Raw genomic sequence first — 17,396 nt, 5'->3', positions numbered from 1 at the left:
GCCGGGAGTCATGCGGGGGCCAGCCTCCAGAGCGAGGTGACCTCCGCGGCGCGGGCGGTGTGGAGGAGGGGGTCGGCCCGGTCGGGGGTGGTGGCCCTCGGGTGGCGGGGGACGGTGTCGAGGCGCCCGGTGACGCGCAGCCCGGCTCCGGAGACGGCACCGAGCAGATCGGCGCGGGAGCGCAGGCCGAGGTGTTCGGCGAGGTCGGAGAGGACGAGCCAGCCCTCGCCGCCGGGCAGCAGACGGTCGGCCAGGCCGTCGAGGAAGCCGCGGAGCATGCGGCTGCCCGGGTCGTAGACGCCCTCGTCGAGCGCGGAGCCCGGCCGACCGGGCAGCCATGGGGGATTGCAGACGACCAGGGCGACCCGGCCGCGGCCGGGAGGGTAGAGGCCGGTGCCGGCGGTCTCGATGCGGTCGGCGAGACCGAGCCGGTGGGCGTTGTCGCGGGCGCAGGCGAGGGCGCGCGGGTTGGCATCGGTGACCAGGACCTCGTGCAGGCCGCGCCGGGCGAGGAGCACGGCGAGCACACCCGTGCCGGTGCCGAGGTCGTAGGCGGTGGGGTGGTCATGGGCGGCCGGCGGCAGCGGCGCCCGGGCGACGAGGTCGACGTACTCGCCGCGGACGGGTGAGAAGACCCCGTAGTGCGGGTGGATGCGGGCGCCGAGGGCCGGGACCTCGACGCCCCTGGTGCGCCACTGGTGGGCGCCGATCACACCCAGGAGCTCGCGCAGGGACACGATTCTGTTGTCAAGGAGCGGTCCGTAGGCCGCCCGGCAGGCCTCGCGGACGTCGGGCGCCCGGTGGAGCCGGACGCGGTGATCCGCGCCGAGCGGTACCAGCAGCATGCCCAGGACGCGCGCGAGGCGGGCGCGCTCCCGGCGGTGCTGCCGGAAGGCCTCGGCCGGGGAGCCGGGGGCGGATCGGGGCCGGCGCCGCTCGGCGCGGCGGCGCATGGCGTGCAGGAGGCGGAGCGCGCCGGGGTAGTCGCCCTGCCAGAGCAGGGCGGTCCCCTCGCAGGCCGACCGGTAGGCGGCCTCGGCGCGCAGGGTGTCGTCGGCGGCGATCAGGCGGCGCGGCGGGGGCGTGCCGTTCTCGCTGTGCCAGGGTGCGGGCAGGACGGAGGTGGTGGGCAGGGTGACGATGCTTGGCCGGTGGATGTCGGACACCAGGGGTTCCTCGTGGTCGAACGTGCAAGGGGCACGAAGAGCACTTCGACGAGGAGGCGAGCAGCGGGCGCGTCGGGCCGTTGCGCCGCCGGGACGGCGGGCGCGGGCGTCAGGCCGGGTGCGGCTCGCGCGTCGAAGCGCGAGCCGGGGTGTCACCGAGCACGAGGCCCGGCACGACGGCGAGCCGTATGCCACTGATCATCTGCGGGCCTCCCTTCCGAACCAGCTGGTCCTGCGCGGTTGTTCGTACGCTTTCACACAGAGTGGCCGACTGGCAACCGATTTATGACCGGCCCCCGGACCAGCCGTGCGGCACGCGCTCCAGCACACCCGCGCCGTACAGTTCGTACAGCGGCAGCGTCTCCAGGTGGACGTAGCCGATGTGGCAGTCGCAGACCGGCAACGGGCAGGCGCGCGGCAGCAGTTGCGTGCGGTAGCTGCCGTCGTAGAGGTTGCCGAGGACGTCCCGGACGAAGTGGCAGCGGCGCACGGTGCCGTCGCCGTCCACCGACAGCACGGACTCCCCGGTGCGGCACGGCAGCCCGGCGCTGGGGTGGGCGTGCCGGCTGTAGCCGAAGTGCGGGTCGACGGCGGCCCATTGAGCGGCCTCGGCGTCGGTGTAGCCGAGGCCCTCGGCGGCGTTGACCCACAGGTAGACGCCCTCGGGGAGCTCGGCGCGCAGCCGGCGGGCCTCGGCGAGGTGCTCGGGTTGGCCGACGACGCCGACGCTGTAGCGCACGCCGAGTGCGTCCAACTCCTGGCACTTGGCGAGGAAGCGCTCGCGGGTGACCTGGCCGGGGTGGAAGGTGACCCAGAGGGCGAGGGTGTCGAGGTCCGCCTCGGCGAGCCAGCCCGTGCGGCAGCTGAGGTTGGTCTGGATCGCGACCCGGCGGACGTGCGGCAGGCGGCTCAGCTCGACCAGCGCGCGGCGGTACCAGGACCGCACCAGCCCCTCGCCCCAGGGGGTGAACAGCAGCGACAGGGTGTCGCCGGTGCCCGCGCGCCCGGCGGCCCAGCCGGTGAAGCGCTCCAACGCGGCCCGGTCGGAGCGCAGTTGCTCCGGGCTGTCGCGCCGCTTGGCGAACGGGCAGTACGGGCAGTCGTAGTCGCAGGAGGCGAGCGGGCCGCGGTAGAGCAGGGTGAGGCTCCGCGCCCCGTCCTCCGGCAGCGGTGAGGCGGAAGGCATGCCGAGGAAGGTCATTTCGCCTCGTACGCCGCCATCAGGGCCCGGACCTCGGGCGAGAACAGCATCGGCCCGGCGGCGTCCGAGTGCGCCAGCCCCTCCGGGCTGAGCCGCAGGAACTCCGCGTCGCCGTCGTCGAGCCATCCGCGCTCCGCGAACTCGGCCAGCTCCGCCGGGAAGTCCTCGGCCGGTGAACCGCCGAACCGGGCGCGGTAGTCCGCCAACGGCAGGCCCTCGGCCTGGAGCAGCGACTGCACCAGGTGCCGCCGGCGCGGCTCCGCGCCGCCCATCCGGTGGCCCACCTCGGCACGGTGGAAGTCCTCGGTGGCGACGTAGTCGTCGATGATGCCGCGCACCTCGGTGGCGTTCACCGCGTAGTCGAAGGAGTAGTGCAGCTGGGAGGTGTAGGAGCGGGCGCCGCAGCCCAGGCCGACCATGCCGTCGGTCTGGCAGGCGTACTCGCCCGCGCCGGCCTGCGGGGAGGCGGCGCGGCGGAACATCCGCATCGACACCTGCTGGTAGCCGTGGGCGAGCAGGTGGTCGCGGCCGGCCCGGTAGAGCGCGAGCCGGCGCGCGTCCCAGGCGGCCCGGCTCTCCTGCTCGCCGCGCCGGGCCAGGCCGGTCAGCGGGCGGACGTACAGCGGGTAGAGGTACAGCTCCTCGGGCTGCCAGGCGAGTGCGGTGTCCAACGAGCGGAGCCAGCTCGCCTCGGTCTGGCCGTCGATGCCGTAGATGAGGTCGATGTTGAGCACCGGGAACCCGGCCGCGCGGATCCGGCCGAGGGCGGCCTCCACCTCGGCCCGCTTCTGCGGGCGGACGGCGGAGCGCGCCTCGGCGTCGTCGAAGGACTGCACGCCCAGGCTCAGCCGGGTGGTGCCCCGGGCGGCCAGCACCTCCAGCCGGTCGGCGGTCGCGGTGGCGGGCGAGGCCTCCACCGAGAGGGGTATCGCCCGCAGGTCGGCGCCCATCCGCCGCTCGGCGATGTCGCACAGCCGCTCCAGCTCACCGGCCGTCAGATAGGTGGGCGTGCCGCCGCCGAACGCGGCCAGCGCGAACCGGGCGCCCTCGTCCAGCGCCGCGCGCACCGCCGTGGCCTGGCGTTCCAGGGCGTCCAGGTAGGCCGTGGTCAGGCCCTCGGGGCTGCCGATCCGGGTGAACAGGTTGCAGAAGCCGCAGCGGACCTCGCAGAACGGGATGTGGAGGTAGAGCGAGAGCGCGTGCTGCGCCTCGCCGGCCCACAGCTCGCGCAGCGGCGGGCGCTCGGGCAGCGGGCGGTAGGCCGTCTTGTGCGGGTACGCGTAGACGTACGACTGGTACGGCGAGTCCGCGCGCGGGGGTGCGGCGGTCATGCGCGCTCCTCGGAGGTCGTGGCGGTGCCCGCCGCTCGGGCGGGGAGGGTGAAGTGCGCGTACGGGACCGACCAGACCACCTCGTGGCCGATCCGGTGGCCGGTGTAGCCGTCCTCGCCGTAGGCGGTGCCGTGGTCGGAGCAGACGATCGCGAAGCAGGGGCGGCGGGCGCTCATCGCGGCGAACAGCCGGCCGATGTGCGCGTCCACGTACTCCAGGGCCGCGGCGTGGGTGGCCCGGGAGTCCCCGTGCTCGCGGGTGGCTCCGGGCAGGTGGAACCAGTTCGGCTGGTGCAGCGCCGAGACGTTCAGGAAGAGGAACAGCGGCTGGTCGGCGGACTGTTCGGCGGCGACCCGCTCGGCCCGGGCGACCTGCTCCTCGAAGGACGTCGGCGAGGCCACGCCCAACTCGGGCGCCCAGTGGCTCTCCTGGAAGAGGCCCGGCAGCACCGAGCCCAGCGGGCCCTGCTTGTTGAAGAACCCGACACCGCCGATGCACACCGTGCGGTACCCGGCCGCGGCCAGGGCCGTCGGCAGGTCGGGGGCGTCGAAGACCCAGGTGCGCGGGGCGGTGCTCTCGGAACCGGCGAAGCGGGCCGCGAACAGCCGCGGGTGCGGGCCGTCCGGGGAGGCGGGCGTCGGCAGGAAGCCGGCCAGGATCGCCTGGTGGGAGGCGTAGGTGAAGCTGCCGGGCGCGTGCCGGTGCTCCCAGCGGCCGCCGGGCAGGACGGCGGCGAGGTTCGGGATGCGGCCGGCGGCGGCCAGCTCCTCGGCGACGTCGAGGCGGAGCGTGTCGAGGGTGACGAGCAGCAGGTCGTGGCTGCCCACGACGGCGTTCATGTCGGGGGACGGGAGGGTGGTCGGGTGGTTCATCGAGCGGGTTCCGTGATCTGGTGGTCCGTCGCCGCGGGCGACGACGGGGAGGGGGCGGTCAGCGCGGCCAGTTGGGCGCCGTAGGTGTCGAGGCCCTCGGCGGGGCCGCCGGGCAGGCCGGTGAGGTTGGGGAGCAGGTCGCCGAAGGCGTTCACCTCGCCGACCAGGGCGCGCCGCCAGCCGGTCGTGGGCAGCACGTCGACGCCGACCATCGGTGAGCCGGGGAAGCAGGCCGCCGCGCGCTCGGCCGTCTCCAGCAGGGCCGGCCAGGCCGGCCCGGCGGCCTCCCGGGCCTGGTCGAGGCTGCCGCGGGCGCCGCCGAGGTGCAGGTTGGTCATCGGCTGGCCGCTGGTGCGCACCACGGCGTGGGTGGCGCGGCCGGAGACCACCACGACCCGCAGGTCCGCCGAGCGCCCGGACTGCGAGGCCTTCGGGATCCACTGCTCGACGTGCAGCCCGTCCGGTGCCAGGCCGTCGACGATCGCGGCGACCTCCCGCTCGCCGCGGTAGCGGCGCACCTGCAGCGAGTTGTGGAGCCGGCCGTCGGCCAGCTCCACCGAGGTGGTGGCCTGCAGCTGCCCGCGCGGTCCGAACTCCAGGGCCATCACCCCGGAGGCGGAGGAGCCGTGCGCCGGCTTGACGAAGACCCGGTGCAGGCCGGCCTCGGCGAGGCGCCCGCGAAGGTGCTCCCAGCCGGTGACCTCGCCGCCGAGCGCCCTGGGCACCGGCACCCCGGCCCCGGCGAGCAGCGCGTGGGTACGGCGCTTGTCGAACATCACGGCGACCTCCTCCGGATCGCCGAGCAGCCGTACGCCGGGCCGGGCGGCCAGCCCGCGCAGCGCGGCCATGACCCCCGCGTACCAGACGGCCGTGCCCTCGACCCTGGTCGGGGCGTAGCCGGGGCCGAGCGCCGGGCCGCGCAGCAGCCGGTCGACCTCTGGCTCCTCGCCGGGCGACTCGATGCGCAGCAGACCGCCTTCGGGCAGCCGGTACCGGCCGCGCAGCACGTCCAGCCAGGGCAGGACGGCGGGCTCGGGCAGCCCGGCGGCCCGGGCGGCGGCCGCGAACAGCGTCACCCGTCGGTGCCCCGGGTTGCCCAGGACGGTCAGTCGCACGGTCATCGCCTCCGCCGCCCGCCTACTCGGAGACCGAGACGTAGCGGTCGTCCTCGTCGTCCGGGTCGTCACCCTCGGCCTCGTCGAGGTCGAGCCCGACCCCGGGCAGGGCCTCGGACAGACGCTCCTGCATCGCGTCGCTCAGGTAGTGGTGGTGCAGGTCGAGGGAGTTCAGGTGGGTGAGGGGCTGGCCCTCCAGCAGGGCGGTGGCGCCCTCGTCCGTCAGCACGCCCTTGGAGAGGTCGAGCGACTCCAACCGGGCCACTATCGGGGCGTGGGCGAGGGCGGCGGCGATCTCGTCCTGGAACTCGCTGTTGGACAGCCCGAGGTGGCGCAGCTCCGGCAGCCGGGAGCCGTCCAGGAACGGCGCCAGGTCGTCCATCGTGGCGTCACCGCCGTACTCGTCCACGCCGAGCCAGAGGTCCAGACGCTCCAGTGCGGGCAGCTCGGAGGCGGCCACCGCGCGCACCACGGTGGCCGGCAGTCCGCCGGACTCGAAGCGCAGGCTGGTCAGGGCGTCGTGACGGACCGGATCCAGGCCGAGGTCCGTACCGCCGCGCACGGCCAGCGACTTCAGCGCGGGGAAGGCGGCCAGCAGCGGGGTGACGTCGTCCATCACCAGCCAGGAGACCTCGCACTCGTCGTAGGTCACCTCGGCGAGGAACAGCGCCTCCAGGGCGGGCAGGCGCCCGGCTTCAGCCGTGAGGGCCTCGATCACCGGGCCGACGGAGCCGTAGCCCTCGGCCCCGTTCCACCAGGGACCGATCACCAGGGCACGGACGCTCGCCGGATCGACGTCCTGGAGGAAGGACTGCCACAGCTGGGCGAAGTCCTGCTCGGAGCGGTACGCGAGGGCGAGCCGCCAGGCGACGCTGTCGGCGGCGGGCCGCGGCCGGGTGTCGTCGGGGGCGAACTCGTGGATCGGCAGCTCGTGGAAGCGTTCGATGTGGCGGGAGATGGACATGTCGGATCCTGGTCGGTCGGGGTGGGCGAGTACGCGGGCTGTCGGGCGATCAGGCGGGCGCGGAGCGTTGACGACTACTCGGCCACGGCCACGTAGCGCCACTGGTCGTCGGGCTTGCCGGGCTCGGAGAGGTCGACCTCGACACCCGCCAGGGCCTGACGCAGGCGCTGCTGCATCTCCTCGGTGAGGTAGTGGTGGTGCAGATCGAGGGAGCGCAGGTGGGTGAGCGGCTGGCCCTCCAGCAGGGCGGTGGCGCCCTGGTCGGTCAGCACGCCCATGGAGAGGCTGAGCGACTCCAGCCGGGCGACCACGGGCGCGTGTGCCACGGCGGCCGCGATGTCGTCCTGGAACTCGCTGTTCTGGAGGCCGAGGTGGCGCAGCCTGGGGAAGCGGGTGCCGTCCAGGAACAGCGCGACGTCGGCCATCGTCGCGTCGCCGCCGTAGTTGTCCACGCCCAGCCAGAGCTCCAGCCGCTCCAGGGCGGGGAAGTCACAGCCGGCCACCGAGCGCACGACCGAACCCGGCAGGCCGCCGGCCTCGAAGCGCAGCGCCTCGAGGGCCTCGTGCCGCAGCGGCTTCAGGGCCAGACCGCCCTTGCCGTCCCAGTCCTGCGAGGCGCCGCGCACCACCAGCTCGGCCAGCCGCGGGAAGGCCGTCAGCAGCGGCGTGATGTCGCACTGCTGGATCCAGGAGATCTCGCACTCCTCGAAGGTGATGTCGCCGACGAACAGGGCGCGCAGGGCGGGCAGCCGGCCGGCGGCGGCGACGATCGCCTCCATCGGCTCCTGGAAGCCCTCCGGCTCCTCCGGGGACCACTGGCCGATCACCAGGGCGGTGACCCGCTCGGTGTCGACGGCGCCGAGGAACTGCTCCCAGCGTTCGGCGAACGTCGCCTCGGACTCGTAGTCGAGCTTGACCCGCCAGGCGGCCGAGGCCGCGTCCGGTAGTTCGAGGGCGCCCGATCCGCCCTTCTCCTCGGCCTCCTCCAAGGCCTCCACGAAGTCGAAGACGGGAAGGCCGTGGAACCGCTCGATGTGGTCGTTGACAGTCATGCGCTGCTCCTCTGGGGTCGGGGCCGAACAACTGTCTACCAGCCGGGACTGACAATCCGGCGGCCGGGTCGCCGTCCGGGCGCGTTGTCAGACCCTTGCTCTATGTTCGGGTCCTGGCTCCGGAGAGTGACCGCGGCGGACGCGGCGGAGCCATGGGTTCCGGCGTCCGCCGGAGCCCCTCCGTACGGCGAGGGAGGACTGATGTACCGCCAGGGCGATGTGCTGATCGTGCCGGTAGAGGAGGGCGCGGTGCCGCCGAGGGTGGTGGAGCTGGCCGTGCAGCCCCGGGACGCGCGGGGCCGGATGGTGCTCGCGCTCGGTGAGGTCACCGGGCACGCGCACGCCGTGGTCGGCCCCGGCGAGCTGCGCCGGGAGACCGGGCCGTTCGGCGCGGGCTGGCTGCACCTGCCCGAGGGCGGCCGGGTGGTGCACGAGGAGCACGCGGCGATACCGCTGCCCAAGGGCTGGTACCGGGTGGTCCGCCAGCGCGAGTACGTGCCGGGTGCGGTGCGGATGGTCGCGGACTGACGACCGCTCCGCCCGCCGTACGGGGGTCGGCGGGCGGGTGCGGACACGAGGGTGGAGCGCGGCCGTGGCCGCGGCACGGAACGGGAACGGACGGCCGGGCGGGGAGCCCGGCCGGGAACGGAGCAGGGATGGAGACGGTGATCCACGACGAGGTCCACGGCGACCGGGCGCAGGCGCGGGAGCTGCCCGGGCCGGTCGAGGTGACGGCCCGCTGGCGGGCGGCCGCGGCGGCCACCGGAGCGGGCGACCGGGCGGCGGCCGAGCGCGCCGTCCGGGCCGCCTACCGGGCGGCCGGGCTGCCCGAGCCCGCGGCGATCCGGTGGTTCGGCTCGCCGCTCGCCGCGACCGGGGCGGCGCTGGAGCTGCGGGCCGCCGGGGCGGAGAGTGTGCGCGAGGCCGTGTGCACCAAGCCCTGGGAGGAGGCCAGGCGGCGGGCCGTCGAGCAGGTCGGCGCCGCCGGGTGGGCGGGCCACTGGGCGCTCACCGGGGGCGAGCTCGGCCCGGTCACCACCCCGCTCGCCGACCGGCTGCGCAACGCGGTGCTCGACCGGCTCGCCCCCGAGGCCGACCGGGAGGCCGACGCCGCGGTGGCCGAGGAGGCCCGGGCCCGTCGCACCACCGTCCGGCTCGCCCTGCTGGACGCCGTGCGCGGCCAGCACGACGCGCCGTGGTTCGCCGCCTTCGAGGCCGCCGGGGCGAGCGCCGACGCCGTCGCACCACTGGCCGAACTGGCCCGGGAGGTCGGCTGGTGGTGGCCGTACCGGGACGTGGCCCTGCTCAGCGAACGGCCGACCGGCCTGCACCGCGACGAGGCCGGGCGGCTCGACCGGGCGGACGGGCCCGCCCTGGAGTACGCCGACGGCTTCGCCCTGCACGCCTGGCGCGGCATGCCCGTCCCGCCGGAGTTCCTGGCCGGCCTGGCCGAGGTGACGGCCGAGCGGATCCGCACCGAGGAGAACGCCGAGCTGCGCCGCGTCCTGCTGGAGCACTACGGCTACGAGCGCTACCTGGCCGACTCCGGCGCCGAGCCCGTCCACCGGGACGAGACCGGCGTGCTCTGGCGGATCGTCCTGCCCGACGACGAGCCGGTGGTGATGGTCGAGGTGGTCAACTCCACGCCCGAGCCGGACGGCACCCACCGCACCTACTGGCTGCGCGTCCCCCCGAGCACCCGCACCGCGCGAGCCGGGGTCGCCTGGACCTTCGGCATACCCGAGACCGCCTACCACCCGCAGCGCGAGACCTGACCGAGGACGCCGTCCGGCATCCGGAGCAGGCCCCTGAGCTGCGCGTGTTGACCCTTACCCCACGTCAGGCCGCACGGTGGGGGCGCAGCGAACGCACGGATGATCGGAGGGACGCATGAGCTGGTCGGTGGGCCAGGTCTCCGGCTTCGCCGGGGTCACGATCCGGACCCTGCACTACTACGACCGGTCCGGGCTGCTCACGCCCAGTGAGCGAAGCCCGGCCGGCTACCGGCTCTACAACGGCGCGGACCTCGCCAGGCTCCAGCAGATCCTGTTCTACCGGGAACTCGGCTTCCCGCTCGACGAGATCGCCGACATCCTGGCGGACCCGCAGGCCAACGCCCTCGACCACCTGCTGGCGAGACGACACGCCCTCACCGAGCAGATCGCCCGGCTGCAGAAGCTGGTCGACGTCGCCGAGCGGGCCATCGAGGTCCAGCGCACCGGGGTCGAGCTGAGTCCGGAGGAGCGCTTCGAGGTCTTCGGGGACGTCGTCTTCGACCTCAGCTACGCGGCCGACGCCCACCTCAAGTGGGGCGAGCGGGACAGCCACCAGGAGGCCCTGGCCCGCGCCGCCACCCACTCCAAGGAGGACTGGCGGCAGCTGATGGCGGAGGCCGCGGAGTGGCGCGGCCGACTGCTGGAGGCCTTCGACCGGGCACTGCCGGTCGACCACCGGACGGTGCTGGACCTCGCCGAGCAGCACCGGCAGCACATCACCCGGTGGTTCACGCCCTGCCCGCCGGAGATGCACTGCCGGATCGCCGACGACTACGAGGCGGACGCCCGTGCCTTCGCCCTCGTCGTCCCGCCGGCCGAGCAGCGCCCGGGGTTGGCCGGCTACCTGCGTGCGGCGATCGGCGCCAATGCCGAGCGGCGCAGCGGGAGCGACCGCGAGGAGGAGGCTCGATGAGAATCCTCGTCACGGCCGCCGGATCGCACGGCGACGTCGTCCCCTACACCGGTCTCGGGGCGTACCTGCGCGGCGCGGGGCACGAGGTCGCGCTCGCGGCGCCCGAGACCTTCCGCGAGCTGGTGGCCGGCAGCGGCCTCGGCTTCCGCCCGCTCCCGGTCGATCCGCGCGGGGCGGGCACCGCTCCGACGGGCGGGCGCTCCGAACTGCTCGCGCGGGCCGCGGCGTTCATCGGGAAACTGGGGGACGGGCTCGCGGACGCCGCCGCGCCCGGAGCCGATCTACTCCTGCTGAGCACCACCACCGCGCCGCTGGGCTGGCACCTCGCGGAGGCGATGGGCGTCCCCAGCATCGGGGTCTACCTGCAACCCACGCTGCCGACGCGGGAGTTCCCGCCGGTCGTCGGGGGCGGCCGCTCGCTGGGGAGCTGGGGCAACCGGGCGGCGGGAGCGCTCGGCCAACGGGTCGTCGACCGCCTGCACACCGGGGCCGCACACCGCCTGCGGTCGCGGCTGGGCCTCCCGGCGCTCTCCCAGACCGCGCGCCGGCGGGCCGTGGAGCGGGCGCACTGGCCGGTGCTGCACGGCTTCAGCCCGACCCTCGTACCGCGCCCGGCCGACTGGCGGCAGGGGCTGCGGGTGGTCGGCAACTGGTGGCCGTACGTGGCGGAGGACTACGGCCTCCCGGCCGAGGTCGAGGACTTCCTGCGGGCCGGGCCGCCGCCGGTGTTCATCGGCTTCGGCAGCATGGCGGCGGGGCAGGGCGAGCGGCTGAGCGCCCTGACGGTGGAGGCCCTGCGGCGGGCGGGAGCCCGGGGCGTGGTGCAGGCCGGCTGGGCCGGGACCGCCGGGGAGGGCGACGACGTGCTGACGGTCGGCGAACTGCCGCACGCCCGGCTCTTCCCGCGCATGGCGGCGGTCGTGCACCACGCGGGTGCGGGCACGGCGGCTGCGGCACTGCGCGCGGGCGTGCCGAGCGTCCCGGTCCCGGTGACGGCGGACCAGCCGTTCTGGGCCGACCGGCTCCGCCGGCTCGGTGCCGCCACCGCTCCCGTCCGGTTCGCCGACCTGACCGCCGACCGGCTGGCGCAGGCCATCCGTCAGGCTGTCGAGGAGCGGCGACTGCGGGAACGGGCGCAGGAGGCGGCCCGCGCCCTGGCGAAGGAGGACGGCGCGGGCCGGGTCGCGGAGGCGGTGGTGGCGTTGGGCGGGTAGCGGAGGAAGCGCGGACGGCCCGGCCCCGTTCCGGTCAGGCCCGTAGGCCGTGGCGCCTGGTGTACCGGAGGTGGAAGACGAGCAGCGGCGCGGCGATCACCGGCCAGCACAGGTTCATGGCCGCCGGGGCGGTGTCGATAGGAAGGAGGTAAGCGAAGGCCAGTTGGGCAAGGGCGTTGAGCAGGCTGGCCGCGCCCCAGACCGCGGTGAGCACCCGGACGCCGTGACGGAACGCGGAGTCCTGCTCCCAGCGTGCCTCCCAGGCACGCAGCCCGTCCTCGCCCGCCTTGGCCTGTACGAAGGAGCGGAAGACCACCATCAGAGCCGGACGCCCGTAGCCGACGGAGGCCAGCAGCCAGATCCCGAGGAGCCCGCCGAGCATGCCTGTCCAGGCCTCGCGGATCAGCAGGGTGCGGGCGTCCCCGGTGAGAATCGAGAGCACCAGACCGAGGGCGATCATGCTGAGGATCAGCAGGGCCAGGAAGTCGACGCGGCGGGTTCGGACCAGCCGTACCACCACGGTGACCGCGGGTGCGGCGGCGGACCACAGCAGGGCCCACCACTGGTCCGCGCCTGCCGAGCGCAGCCCGTAGTAGACGGCGAGAGGGAGGACGAGATCGATCAGCAGGGGTAAGAGGAGGGCGGTTCGGCGCGGGGCGGCGTGGAGGGTCACTTCGTCTCCTCGGTCTCGGCTCCGGCCTCGGTCCCCGTCGCGAGGGCGAAGAGGGTGACCAGCTCGCGCCCGTAGGCGCGGACGTCGAAGTCGTCCCCGGCGGACAGCCGGTTGGCGGCCGCATCGATCGAGGCGCGGATCGCCAGGGCCATCGCCTCGGGGTCGAACGGCCGGAAGTCACCGCTGAGCTGTCCGTCCCGCAGGTGTCGGACCAGCAGCGAGACGGGGGTGTCGAAGCCGGCGGAGCTGACCAGCGGGCTGCCGTCCTCCCGGCGGGCGTTGGCGAGGACGTCCACCAGCGCCCGTACCTCGACCGGGTGTTCCGCCAGGAACTCCAGGTTCGCCTCGATGTAGGCGGCCAACTGCGCGGTGGGCGCGGGCCGGGCATGGATGCGCGGCTGCATGAAGGCCTGCGCCGACTCCTGGACGGAGTCGACGAGGGCCTGGAAGAGGTCCTCCTTGTCCTGGAAGTGGTACGAGATCAGCCGCACGCTGGAGAGCTTCGCCCGCTTGGCGATCTGAGCGAACGAGGCCCGGGCGTAGCCGAGTTCGGCGACGGTCCCGATCGCGGCGGTGACGATCTGGGCGCGTCGGGCATCAGTGGTGACGCTCCGGCCTGAGGCGGGAGCGGCAGGAGAGGAGTCAGGAGTTACTCGCATGAGTAAAAATTAACATGGATCGGCAAAAGTGGAGGCGCAAAAGGGCCCTGCCACGGCAGGCCGCCGCGTCCGCGCAGGTCAGGGCGTCCGGGCGATCAGGACGGGCTGGAAGAAGCCGGTGTCGGCGGGCTGCTCCCAGCGGATGCCGGCCAGGCCGGCCTCGGCGGCGAAGGCGCTCAGCTCGTCCTGGGTGAGCGCCCAGTACGTGGAGCGGCGGACCGCGACCCGCCACTCGTCGGCCTCGTCCGGCAGCAGCCGGAAGAGCTCCAGGTCGTACCGCTCGCCGTCCTCGTGCCACTGCCAGAGCTGGAAGAGGACCGACCGTCGGCCGCCGTGCTCGGCGGTCTGCGGCGGAGTGGAGGCGGGCCGGGTGCGGCGCAGCTCGTCGTACGGGCGGGTGGTGACCAGGAGCAGTCCGCCCGGGCGCAGGACCCGTCGCATCTCACCGAGCGCGGCGCGGACGTCCTCGGCCGTGAGTAGGTGGGGCAGCGCGTTGTCGGCGCAGACGACGACGTCGAACCGGCCGTCCGGGAAGGGGAGTTCCCGCATGTCGGCGGCGGCGGTGGGCAGCCGGAGGCCGCGCCCGGCGGCCTCGGCGGTGGCGCGGGCGGCGGCGACCGGGCTCAGGTCGGTGCCGGTGACGCGGTGGCCGAGGGCGGCCAGGCCGATCGCCTGGGTGCCGATGCCGCAGGCGCAGTCCAGCACCTCGGCGGGGCCGTTGCCGAGAGCCGCGCGGACCACGGCGTCCAGCGCGGAGCCCTGACGGGCGAGCGAGGCGTTCCAGTCGGCGTAGAGGAGGTGGTAGTCGTCGGCGAAATCGTCGTAGAAGCGGCCGAGGGCGGACTGGCTCATGGTGTCAGGACCTCCAGGGGGCGTCGGCGGGAGCGGCAACGGTTCGCCGCGGCGCCATCATGGCGCGGCCGTACCGGCGGTGAGTACCCGTTTTTCGGGGCCGTCACGGAACCGCCGAGAGGTGGGGGCGGGGAACGGTTGCCGCTGGACGGCCGGCGGATCCACCGGCAGGACGGCGCCTACGCCGCCGTGATGCCGACCGATGCGGACGAGTGCGCCTTCGACCAGCTGGTCGTCGACGCCCAGATCGAGGCCGTGTCCGTGGACGGTTGGGACTTCTCCTGGCTGGGGGCCCCGGGCGGGCTATCGGTGGTGCCAGTCGGGCGGCTGCGCACGGCGGCAGGGACCCTGGACGTCCAGACCGGTGACAGCGAGGTGCCTGCGGGCACCGGGCGCCCGTCCGTGCTCGTCGCCACCGAGCCCTGGTCGCCCAACCCGGACCGCGCCACGTGGTTGCTGAACCCGCTGGGCGCGGGGGCTGCCGAGTGTGTGCAGCGGGAGGGCGTTCAGCGTGCTGATGAGCTGACCGCGTAGCAGGAAGCGTCGGACCGTGAGCTGGTGGGGCCGGCCGACGCCGGGCCCACCGGGCCCGGGTGCCAGGCGAGATCGGGCGGCGGCCGGCCCAGGCCCGAGGAGCTGCCGACGGCGTCGACCGGACGCGTAGCGGCCGCAGCGGGCTCGGACCGGGCTCGACGTCGTGGTTCCTGCCCGGCCCCGGGCGGTCAGGGATGAGGTTCTGGGTGGCTCGCCCGGTGGCAGGCTGTCAGGAGGTGACGGCGCCCGGGCGGTTCAGGTCGGCCCGAGTCCTCAGGAACCCGAGGTACTTGGGGTCGTCCTCCTCGAAGATCTCGGGCCCGCCTCCCATGAAGGCCCTGATCAGCTCGTCCGCGGCGCGGTCGTGGTCGCCCAGCTCGAAGGCGGTCTGACCCAACCGTAGGTGGACGTACGGATTGCCGAGTCCGTCGGGGCACTGGACCGCGTTGTGGAAGCACTTGTAGGCCCTGTCGTGGACGCCCAGTCGGAAGTGTACGTCTCCGATCGCGACGTAGATCCAGGTCGCGGCCGCCCATGTGCGGTGGTCGCCCGGCAGCAGCCGAAGGGCTTCGAGGTAGCGCTGCTTGGCCTCGGCGAACTCTCCCAGTCCGACCAGCGCATCACCCTCCTGGCACAGGGCCCTGATCTCCGTACGAATCCCGTCGGGCAACTCCATGGCTGTCCCCCCGTCCTGAGGTGCTTCGCGCGCACCGGGCGCGTCACGTTCCTCGATGCTCCCGAACCCCGGGCCGTGATCGTACCGGTGGGCTGCCGGGCCGCTGCCACGGCCGCCGCCGCTACCGAAGAACCCGCCGCTGCCGAAGGGCCCGTCGCCGCCGACGACACCGCTGCGCCACGAGTCACCGCCGTCACGGCCGTGGTGACCACCGTCCATGCCGACCTCCTCCGTTCACGCGTCCGTCCGCACCGCGGGCGCAGGCGCGGGCGGTACGGACGGGCGGCACGGGCCTCAGCCCAGTTCCATCAGTATGTCGGCGCGGGCGTAGTAGTCGGCCACCGGGAGCCGGTCGCGGGTGATCCTGACGAACCCGGCGTCCTCGTAGAGGTGGACGGCGGGGGCCAGCCTGCTGTTGGTGCCGAGGAAGAGCCTGGTCCCGCCGAGTTCCCGGGCCCGGTCGATCGCGGCGGCCACGAGCAGGCGGCCGATGCCACGCCCCTGCGCGTCGAGGTCCACGGCCATCTTCGCCAGCTCGAACACGGCGTCGGGGTGGACCAGGAGCGCCACGCAGCCCACGACGGTTCCGCTGTCCGGCTCGCGGGCCAGGAGCACGTCGCCGCCCGGGTCGACGATGCGGCCGAATGGATCCCCGAGCACGGCTCGGTCCGCCTCCTCCAGGGTGAACAGTCGCGCGATCCACTCCTCGTTCAGCGTGCGGAACGCCTCGGCGTCGCTCGGCGAGGCGATCGAGGAGACCACGGGCGGGGTTGAGGCGTACGGCACGGGGCGGGTTCCTTCCCTGGATGGCACCACGTCAGCCTGCGGCCGCGCCCACCCAGGTGTCCAATACGTACGCCGGCCGCCATCCATAGGCTGGAGATATGGATCAGCGAATCGAGCTCCGGCACCTGCGGTACTTCCTGGCGCTGGCCGAGGAGTTGCACTTCGGTCGTGCCGCCCGGCTGCTGCACATCGCCCAGCCGGCCCTGTCTCAGCAGATCAGGCAGTTGGAGAGGATTGTCGGTGTCGAGCTGTTCCGGCGGACCTCCCGGAGCGTCCGCCTCACGGACGCCGGAGTGACGTTCCGGCCGCGGGCGAGGGACATCCTGGGCCGGCTGGCCGCCGATCTGGACGAGGCCGGCCGGGTCGGCCGTGGTGAGGCGGGCCGCCTGGACGTCGCCTTCATCACCTCCGCCACCGCGATCGTCAGTGAACGGCTCCGCGCCTTCTCGCTCCGCCGCCCGGACGTCCAGGTCAGGCTCCACGACGGCTTCACCGTCGACGTCCTGATAGCCCTGGAACGCGGCACGGCCGACATCGGGATCGTCCGGGACGCCGAGGAGCGCGACGACATCGACCTCGCGCTCCTGGCGACGGAACAGTTCGTCGCGGTCGTCCCCGCCGACCACCCCGCCGCGCGGGGGGAGCGGGTGCAACCGGCGGCGCTGGCCGCCGACCCCCTGATCCTCTTCCCGCGCTCGGCGGGGGCCCGCGCCTTCGACGTGAACACCCGGCCGATCCGGGACACCGGCAACGAGGTCCGGGTCGCGCAGGAGTGCTCGAACTGGCACACCATCACCATGCTGGTCGCCGCCGGCCTGGGCGTCACCATCGCCCCCCACAGCGTCACCACGCTGCTCCCCGAGGGCGCCCGGAGCCTCGAACTCGACGGTGCCTCCGCCGTGAGCCGGGTCTTCCTGGCCACCCGCCGAGGAGACGACCGCCCCCTCGTGCGGGCCTTCGTCGCGGTATCCGAATCCGTGGCGGGCCGGGGTGAACGGTCGAACGACGGGGGAGCGTGGGTCCGTTGAGCGGTCCGGCCCCTCGGCCGCCGGAAGGCGCTGTCGCTGTCGCCGCGACCGGACGGCCGCCCGGCGGTGTCAGTGCCGCCTGCTTCGATGGCGGGGACAGACGGCGGCACCCTTCAGAGGAGACCTCGTGGGCACGTGGGGCAGTGGGAACTTCGAGAGCGACACGGCGCTGGACCACCTGTCGGTCCTCATCGACCGGCTCGTCACCGAGGTCGCCGAGGCGATGGCCGGCGATCCCGTCGAGCTCGAACCGGACGAGTACTGGGGCGTCGCCGTGCCGTGCAACCTGGAGCTGCTGCACGTCATGGCGCGGGCCGGCCACGGTGTCCACCAGCTGCCGGAAACCGACGTGATCACGGGCTGGAAGACGGCGTTCATGGCCGTCTGGGAGCGGACCGTCGACGACCTGGAACCCTCCCCGGGCTACAAGGACGAACGCCGGTCGGTACTGAACCGCACGTTCGACCAGCTGGCCGAGGTCACCGCCGGGGTCGGGGCGGAGGAGTCCGGACGGTAGCGGAACGCCCGGCCGGCGCCGGCGGGGACACCGCGGCGGGTGGGCGGGTCGCTCCGAAGGGGCGCCCC

At 74.3% G+C, this 17,396-nt stretch carries 19 protein-coding genes; 7 read left to right on the top strand and 12 right to left on the bottom strand.

The window, feature by feature from the left end:
* Positions 1–8: 8 nt before the first annotated feature.
* The 7 genes from ACFRQN_RS00095 to ACFRQN_RS00065 all read right to left on the bottom strand — a co-directional run bounded on the left by ACFRQN_RS00095 (position 9) and on the right by ACFRQN_RS00065 (position 7,701).
* Positions 9–1,166: a methyltransferase gene (locus ACFRQN_RS00095; protein ID WP_380737161.1), complete on the bottom strand. Its 1,158-nt coding sequence runs from the start codon at positions 1,164–1,166 to the stop codon at positions 9–11.
* A 283-nt stretch (positions 1,167–1,449) separates the two neighbouring features.
* Entirely contained in the window at positions 1,450–2,352 is a 903-nt protein-coding gene (locus ACFRQN_RS00090) for an STM4011 family radical SAM protein (protein ID WP_380737159.1), read from the bottom strand.
* Between the two features lie 11 nt (positions 2,353–2,363).
* On the bottom strand, positions 2,364–3,698 hold the full coding sequence (locus ACFRQN_RS00085) for an STM4012 family radical SAM protein (RefSeq protein WP_380737157.1): 1,335 nt from the start codon (positions 3,696–3,698) through the stop codon (positions 2,364–2,366).
* A complete protein-coding gene (locus tag ACFRQN_RS00080) occupies positions 3,695–4,537 on the bottom strand; it encodes an STM4013/SEN3800 family hydrolase (protein ID WP_380737292.1) in 843 nt (280 codons plus the stop codon). Before ACFRQN_RS00080 ends, ACFRQN_RS00085 begins: the two co-directional genes overlap by 4 nt.
* Positions 4,538–4,566: 29 nt before the next feature.
* Positions 4,567–5,691: an STM4014 family protein gene (locus ACFRQN_RS00075; RefSeq protein ID WP_380737155.1), complete on the bottom strand. Its 1,125-nt coding sequence runs from the start codon at positions 5,689–5,691 to the stop codon at positions 4,567–4,569.
* Between the two features lie 16 nt (positions 5,692–5,707).
* Positions 5,708–6,649, bottom strand: a complete 942-nt coding sequence (locus tag ACFRQN_RS00070; RefSeq protein WP_380737153.1) for an STM4015 family protein — start codon at positions 6,647–6,649, stop codon at positions 5,708–5,710.
* Between the two features lie 74 nt (positions 6,650–6,723).
* Entirely contained in the window at positions 6,724–7,701 is a 978-nt protein-coding gene (locus tag ACFRQN_RS00065; RefSeq protein WP_380737151.1) for an STM4015 family protein, read from the bottom strand.
* 201 nt (positions 7,702–7,902) lie between these two features.
* Here ACFRQN_RS00065 and ACFRQN_RS00060 point away from each other — a divergent pair, with 201 nt between their 5' ends.
* The 4 genes from ACFRQN_RS00060 to ACFRQN_RS00045 all read left to right on the top strand — a co-directional run bounded on the left by ACFRQN_RS00060 (position 7,903) and on the right by ACFRQN_RS00045 (position 11,603).
* The gene (locus tag ACFRQN_RS00060; RefSeq protein WP_049652826.1) at positions 7,903–8,229 is read left to right on the top strand and encodes a hypothetical protein; all 327 of its coding nucleotides are present in this window, start codon (positions 7,903–7,905) and stop codon (positions 8,227–8,229) included.
* Positions 8,230–8,357: 128 nt separating this feature from the next.
* On the top strand, positions 8,358–9,476 hold the full coding sequence (locus ACFRQN_RS00055; RefSeq protein ID WP_380737149.1) for a DUF6745 domain-containing protein: 1,119 nt from the start codon (positions 8,358–8,360) through the stop codon (positions 9,474–9,476).
* A 115-nt stretch (positions 9,477–9,591) separates the two neighbouring features.
* A complete protein-coding gene (locus ACFRQN_RS00050; RefSeq protein ID WP_380737147.1) occupies positions 9,592–10,389 on the top strand; it encodes a MerR family transcriptional regulator in 798 nt (265 codons plus the stop codon).
* Positions 10,386–11,603, top strand: a complete 1,218-nt coding sequence (locus tag ACFRQN_RS00045; RefSeq protein ID WP_380737145.1) for a glycosyltransferase — start codon at positions 10,386–10,388, stop codon at positions 11,601–11,603. Before ACFRQN_RS00050 ends, ACFRQN_RS00045 begins: the two co-directional genes overlap by 4 nt.
* 34 nt (positions 11,604–11,637) lie before the next feature.
* Here ACFRQN_RS00045 and ACFRQN_RS00040 read toward each other — a convergent pair whose 3' ends face one another.
* From ACFRQN_RS00040 to ACFRQN_RS00030, 3 genes are all read right to left on the bottom strand, one after another.
* Positions 11,638–12,276, bottom strand: a complete 639-nt coding sequence (locus ACFRQN_RS00040; RefSeq protein WP_380737143.1) for a VC0807 family protein — start codon at positions 12,274–12,276, stop codon at positions 11,638–11,640.
* Positions 12,273–12,935, bottom strand: coding sequence for a TetR/AcrR family transcriptional regulator (locus ACFRQN_RS00035; RefSeq protein WP_380737141.1), 663 nt, complete (start codon positions 12,933–12,935; stop codon positions 12,273–12,275). The genes ACFRQN_RS00040 and ACFRQN_RS00035 overlap by 4 nt, the downstream gene beginning before the upstream one ends.
* Before the next feature lie 78 nt (positions 12,936–13,013).
* On the bottom strand, positions 13,014–13,787 hold the full coding sequence (locus tag ACFRQN_RS00030; protein WP_380737139.1) for a methyltransferase domain-containing protein: 774 nt from the start codon (positions 13,785–13,787) through the stop codon (positions 13,014–13,016).
* A 138-nt stretch (positions 13,788–13,925) separates the two neighbouring features.
* On the opposite strand from ACFRQN_RS00030, the gene ACFRQN_RS00025 reads away from it, so the two are divergent.
* Positions 13,926–14,321 (top strand): hypothetical protein, encoded by a 396-nt coding sequence (locus tag ACFRQN_RS00025; RefSeq protein ID WP_380737137.1) that lies wholly within the window; start codon positions 13,926–13,928, stop codon positions 14,319–14,321.
* 229 nt (positions 14,322–14,550) lie between these two features.
* Here ACFRQN_RS00025 and ACFRQN_RS00020 read toward each other — a convergent pair whose 3' ends face one another.
* Complete coding sequence (locus ACFRQN_RS00020) at positions 14,551–15,216, bottom strand: tetratricopeptide repeat protein (RefSeq protein ID WP_380737135.1); 666 nt, start codon at positions 15,214–15,216, stop codon at positions 14,551–14,553.
* Positions 15,217–15,291: 75 nt separating this feature from the next.
* Complete coding sequence (locus ACFRQN_RS00015; protein WP_380737133.1) at positions 15,292–15,783, bottom strand: GNAT family N-acetyltransferase; 492 nt, start codon at positions 15,781–15,783, stop codon at positions 15,292–15,294.
* Positions 15,784–15,881: 98 nt separating this feature from the next.
* On the opposite strand from ACFRQN_RS00015, the gene ACFRQN_RS00010 reads away from it, so the two are divergent.
* Both ACFRQN_RS00010 and ACFRQN_RS00005 read left to right on the top strand, forming a co-directional pair.
* Entirely contained in the window at positions 15,882–16,811 is a 930-nt protein-coding gene (locus ACFRQN_RS00010) for a LysR family transcriptional regulator (protein ID WP_380737131.1), read from the top strand.
* A gap of 127 nt (positions 16,812–16,938) precedes the next feature.
* Positions 16,939–17,328 carry a DUF4259 domain-containing protein gene (locus ACFRQN_RS00005; protein WP_380737130.1) on the top strand — a complete coding sequence of 130 codons (390 nt, stop codon included), beginning with the start codon at positions 16,939–16,941 and terminating at the stop codon, positions 17,326–17,328.
* The last annotated feature ends 68 nt before the right edge of the window (positions 17,329–17,396 follow it).

It is taken from the genome of Kitasatospora sp. NPDC056800 (assembly GCF_042789775.1).
Classification (GTDB): Bacteria; Actinomycetota; Actinomycetes; order Streptomycetales; family Streptomycetaceae; genus Kitasatospora.
Note: the sequence above shows the minus strand (reverse complement) of the source record. Positions and strands in the feature narration are given on the sequence as shown.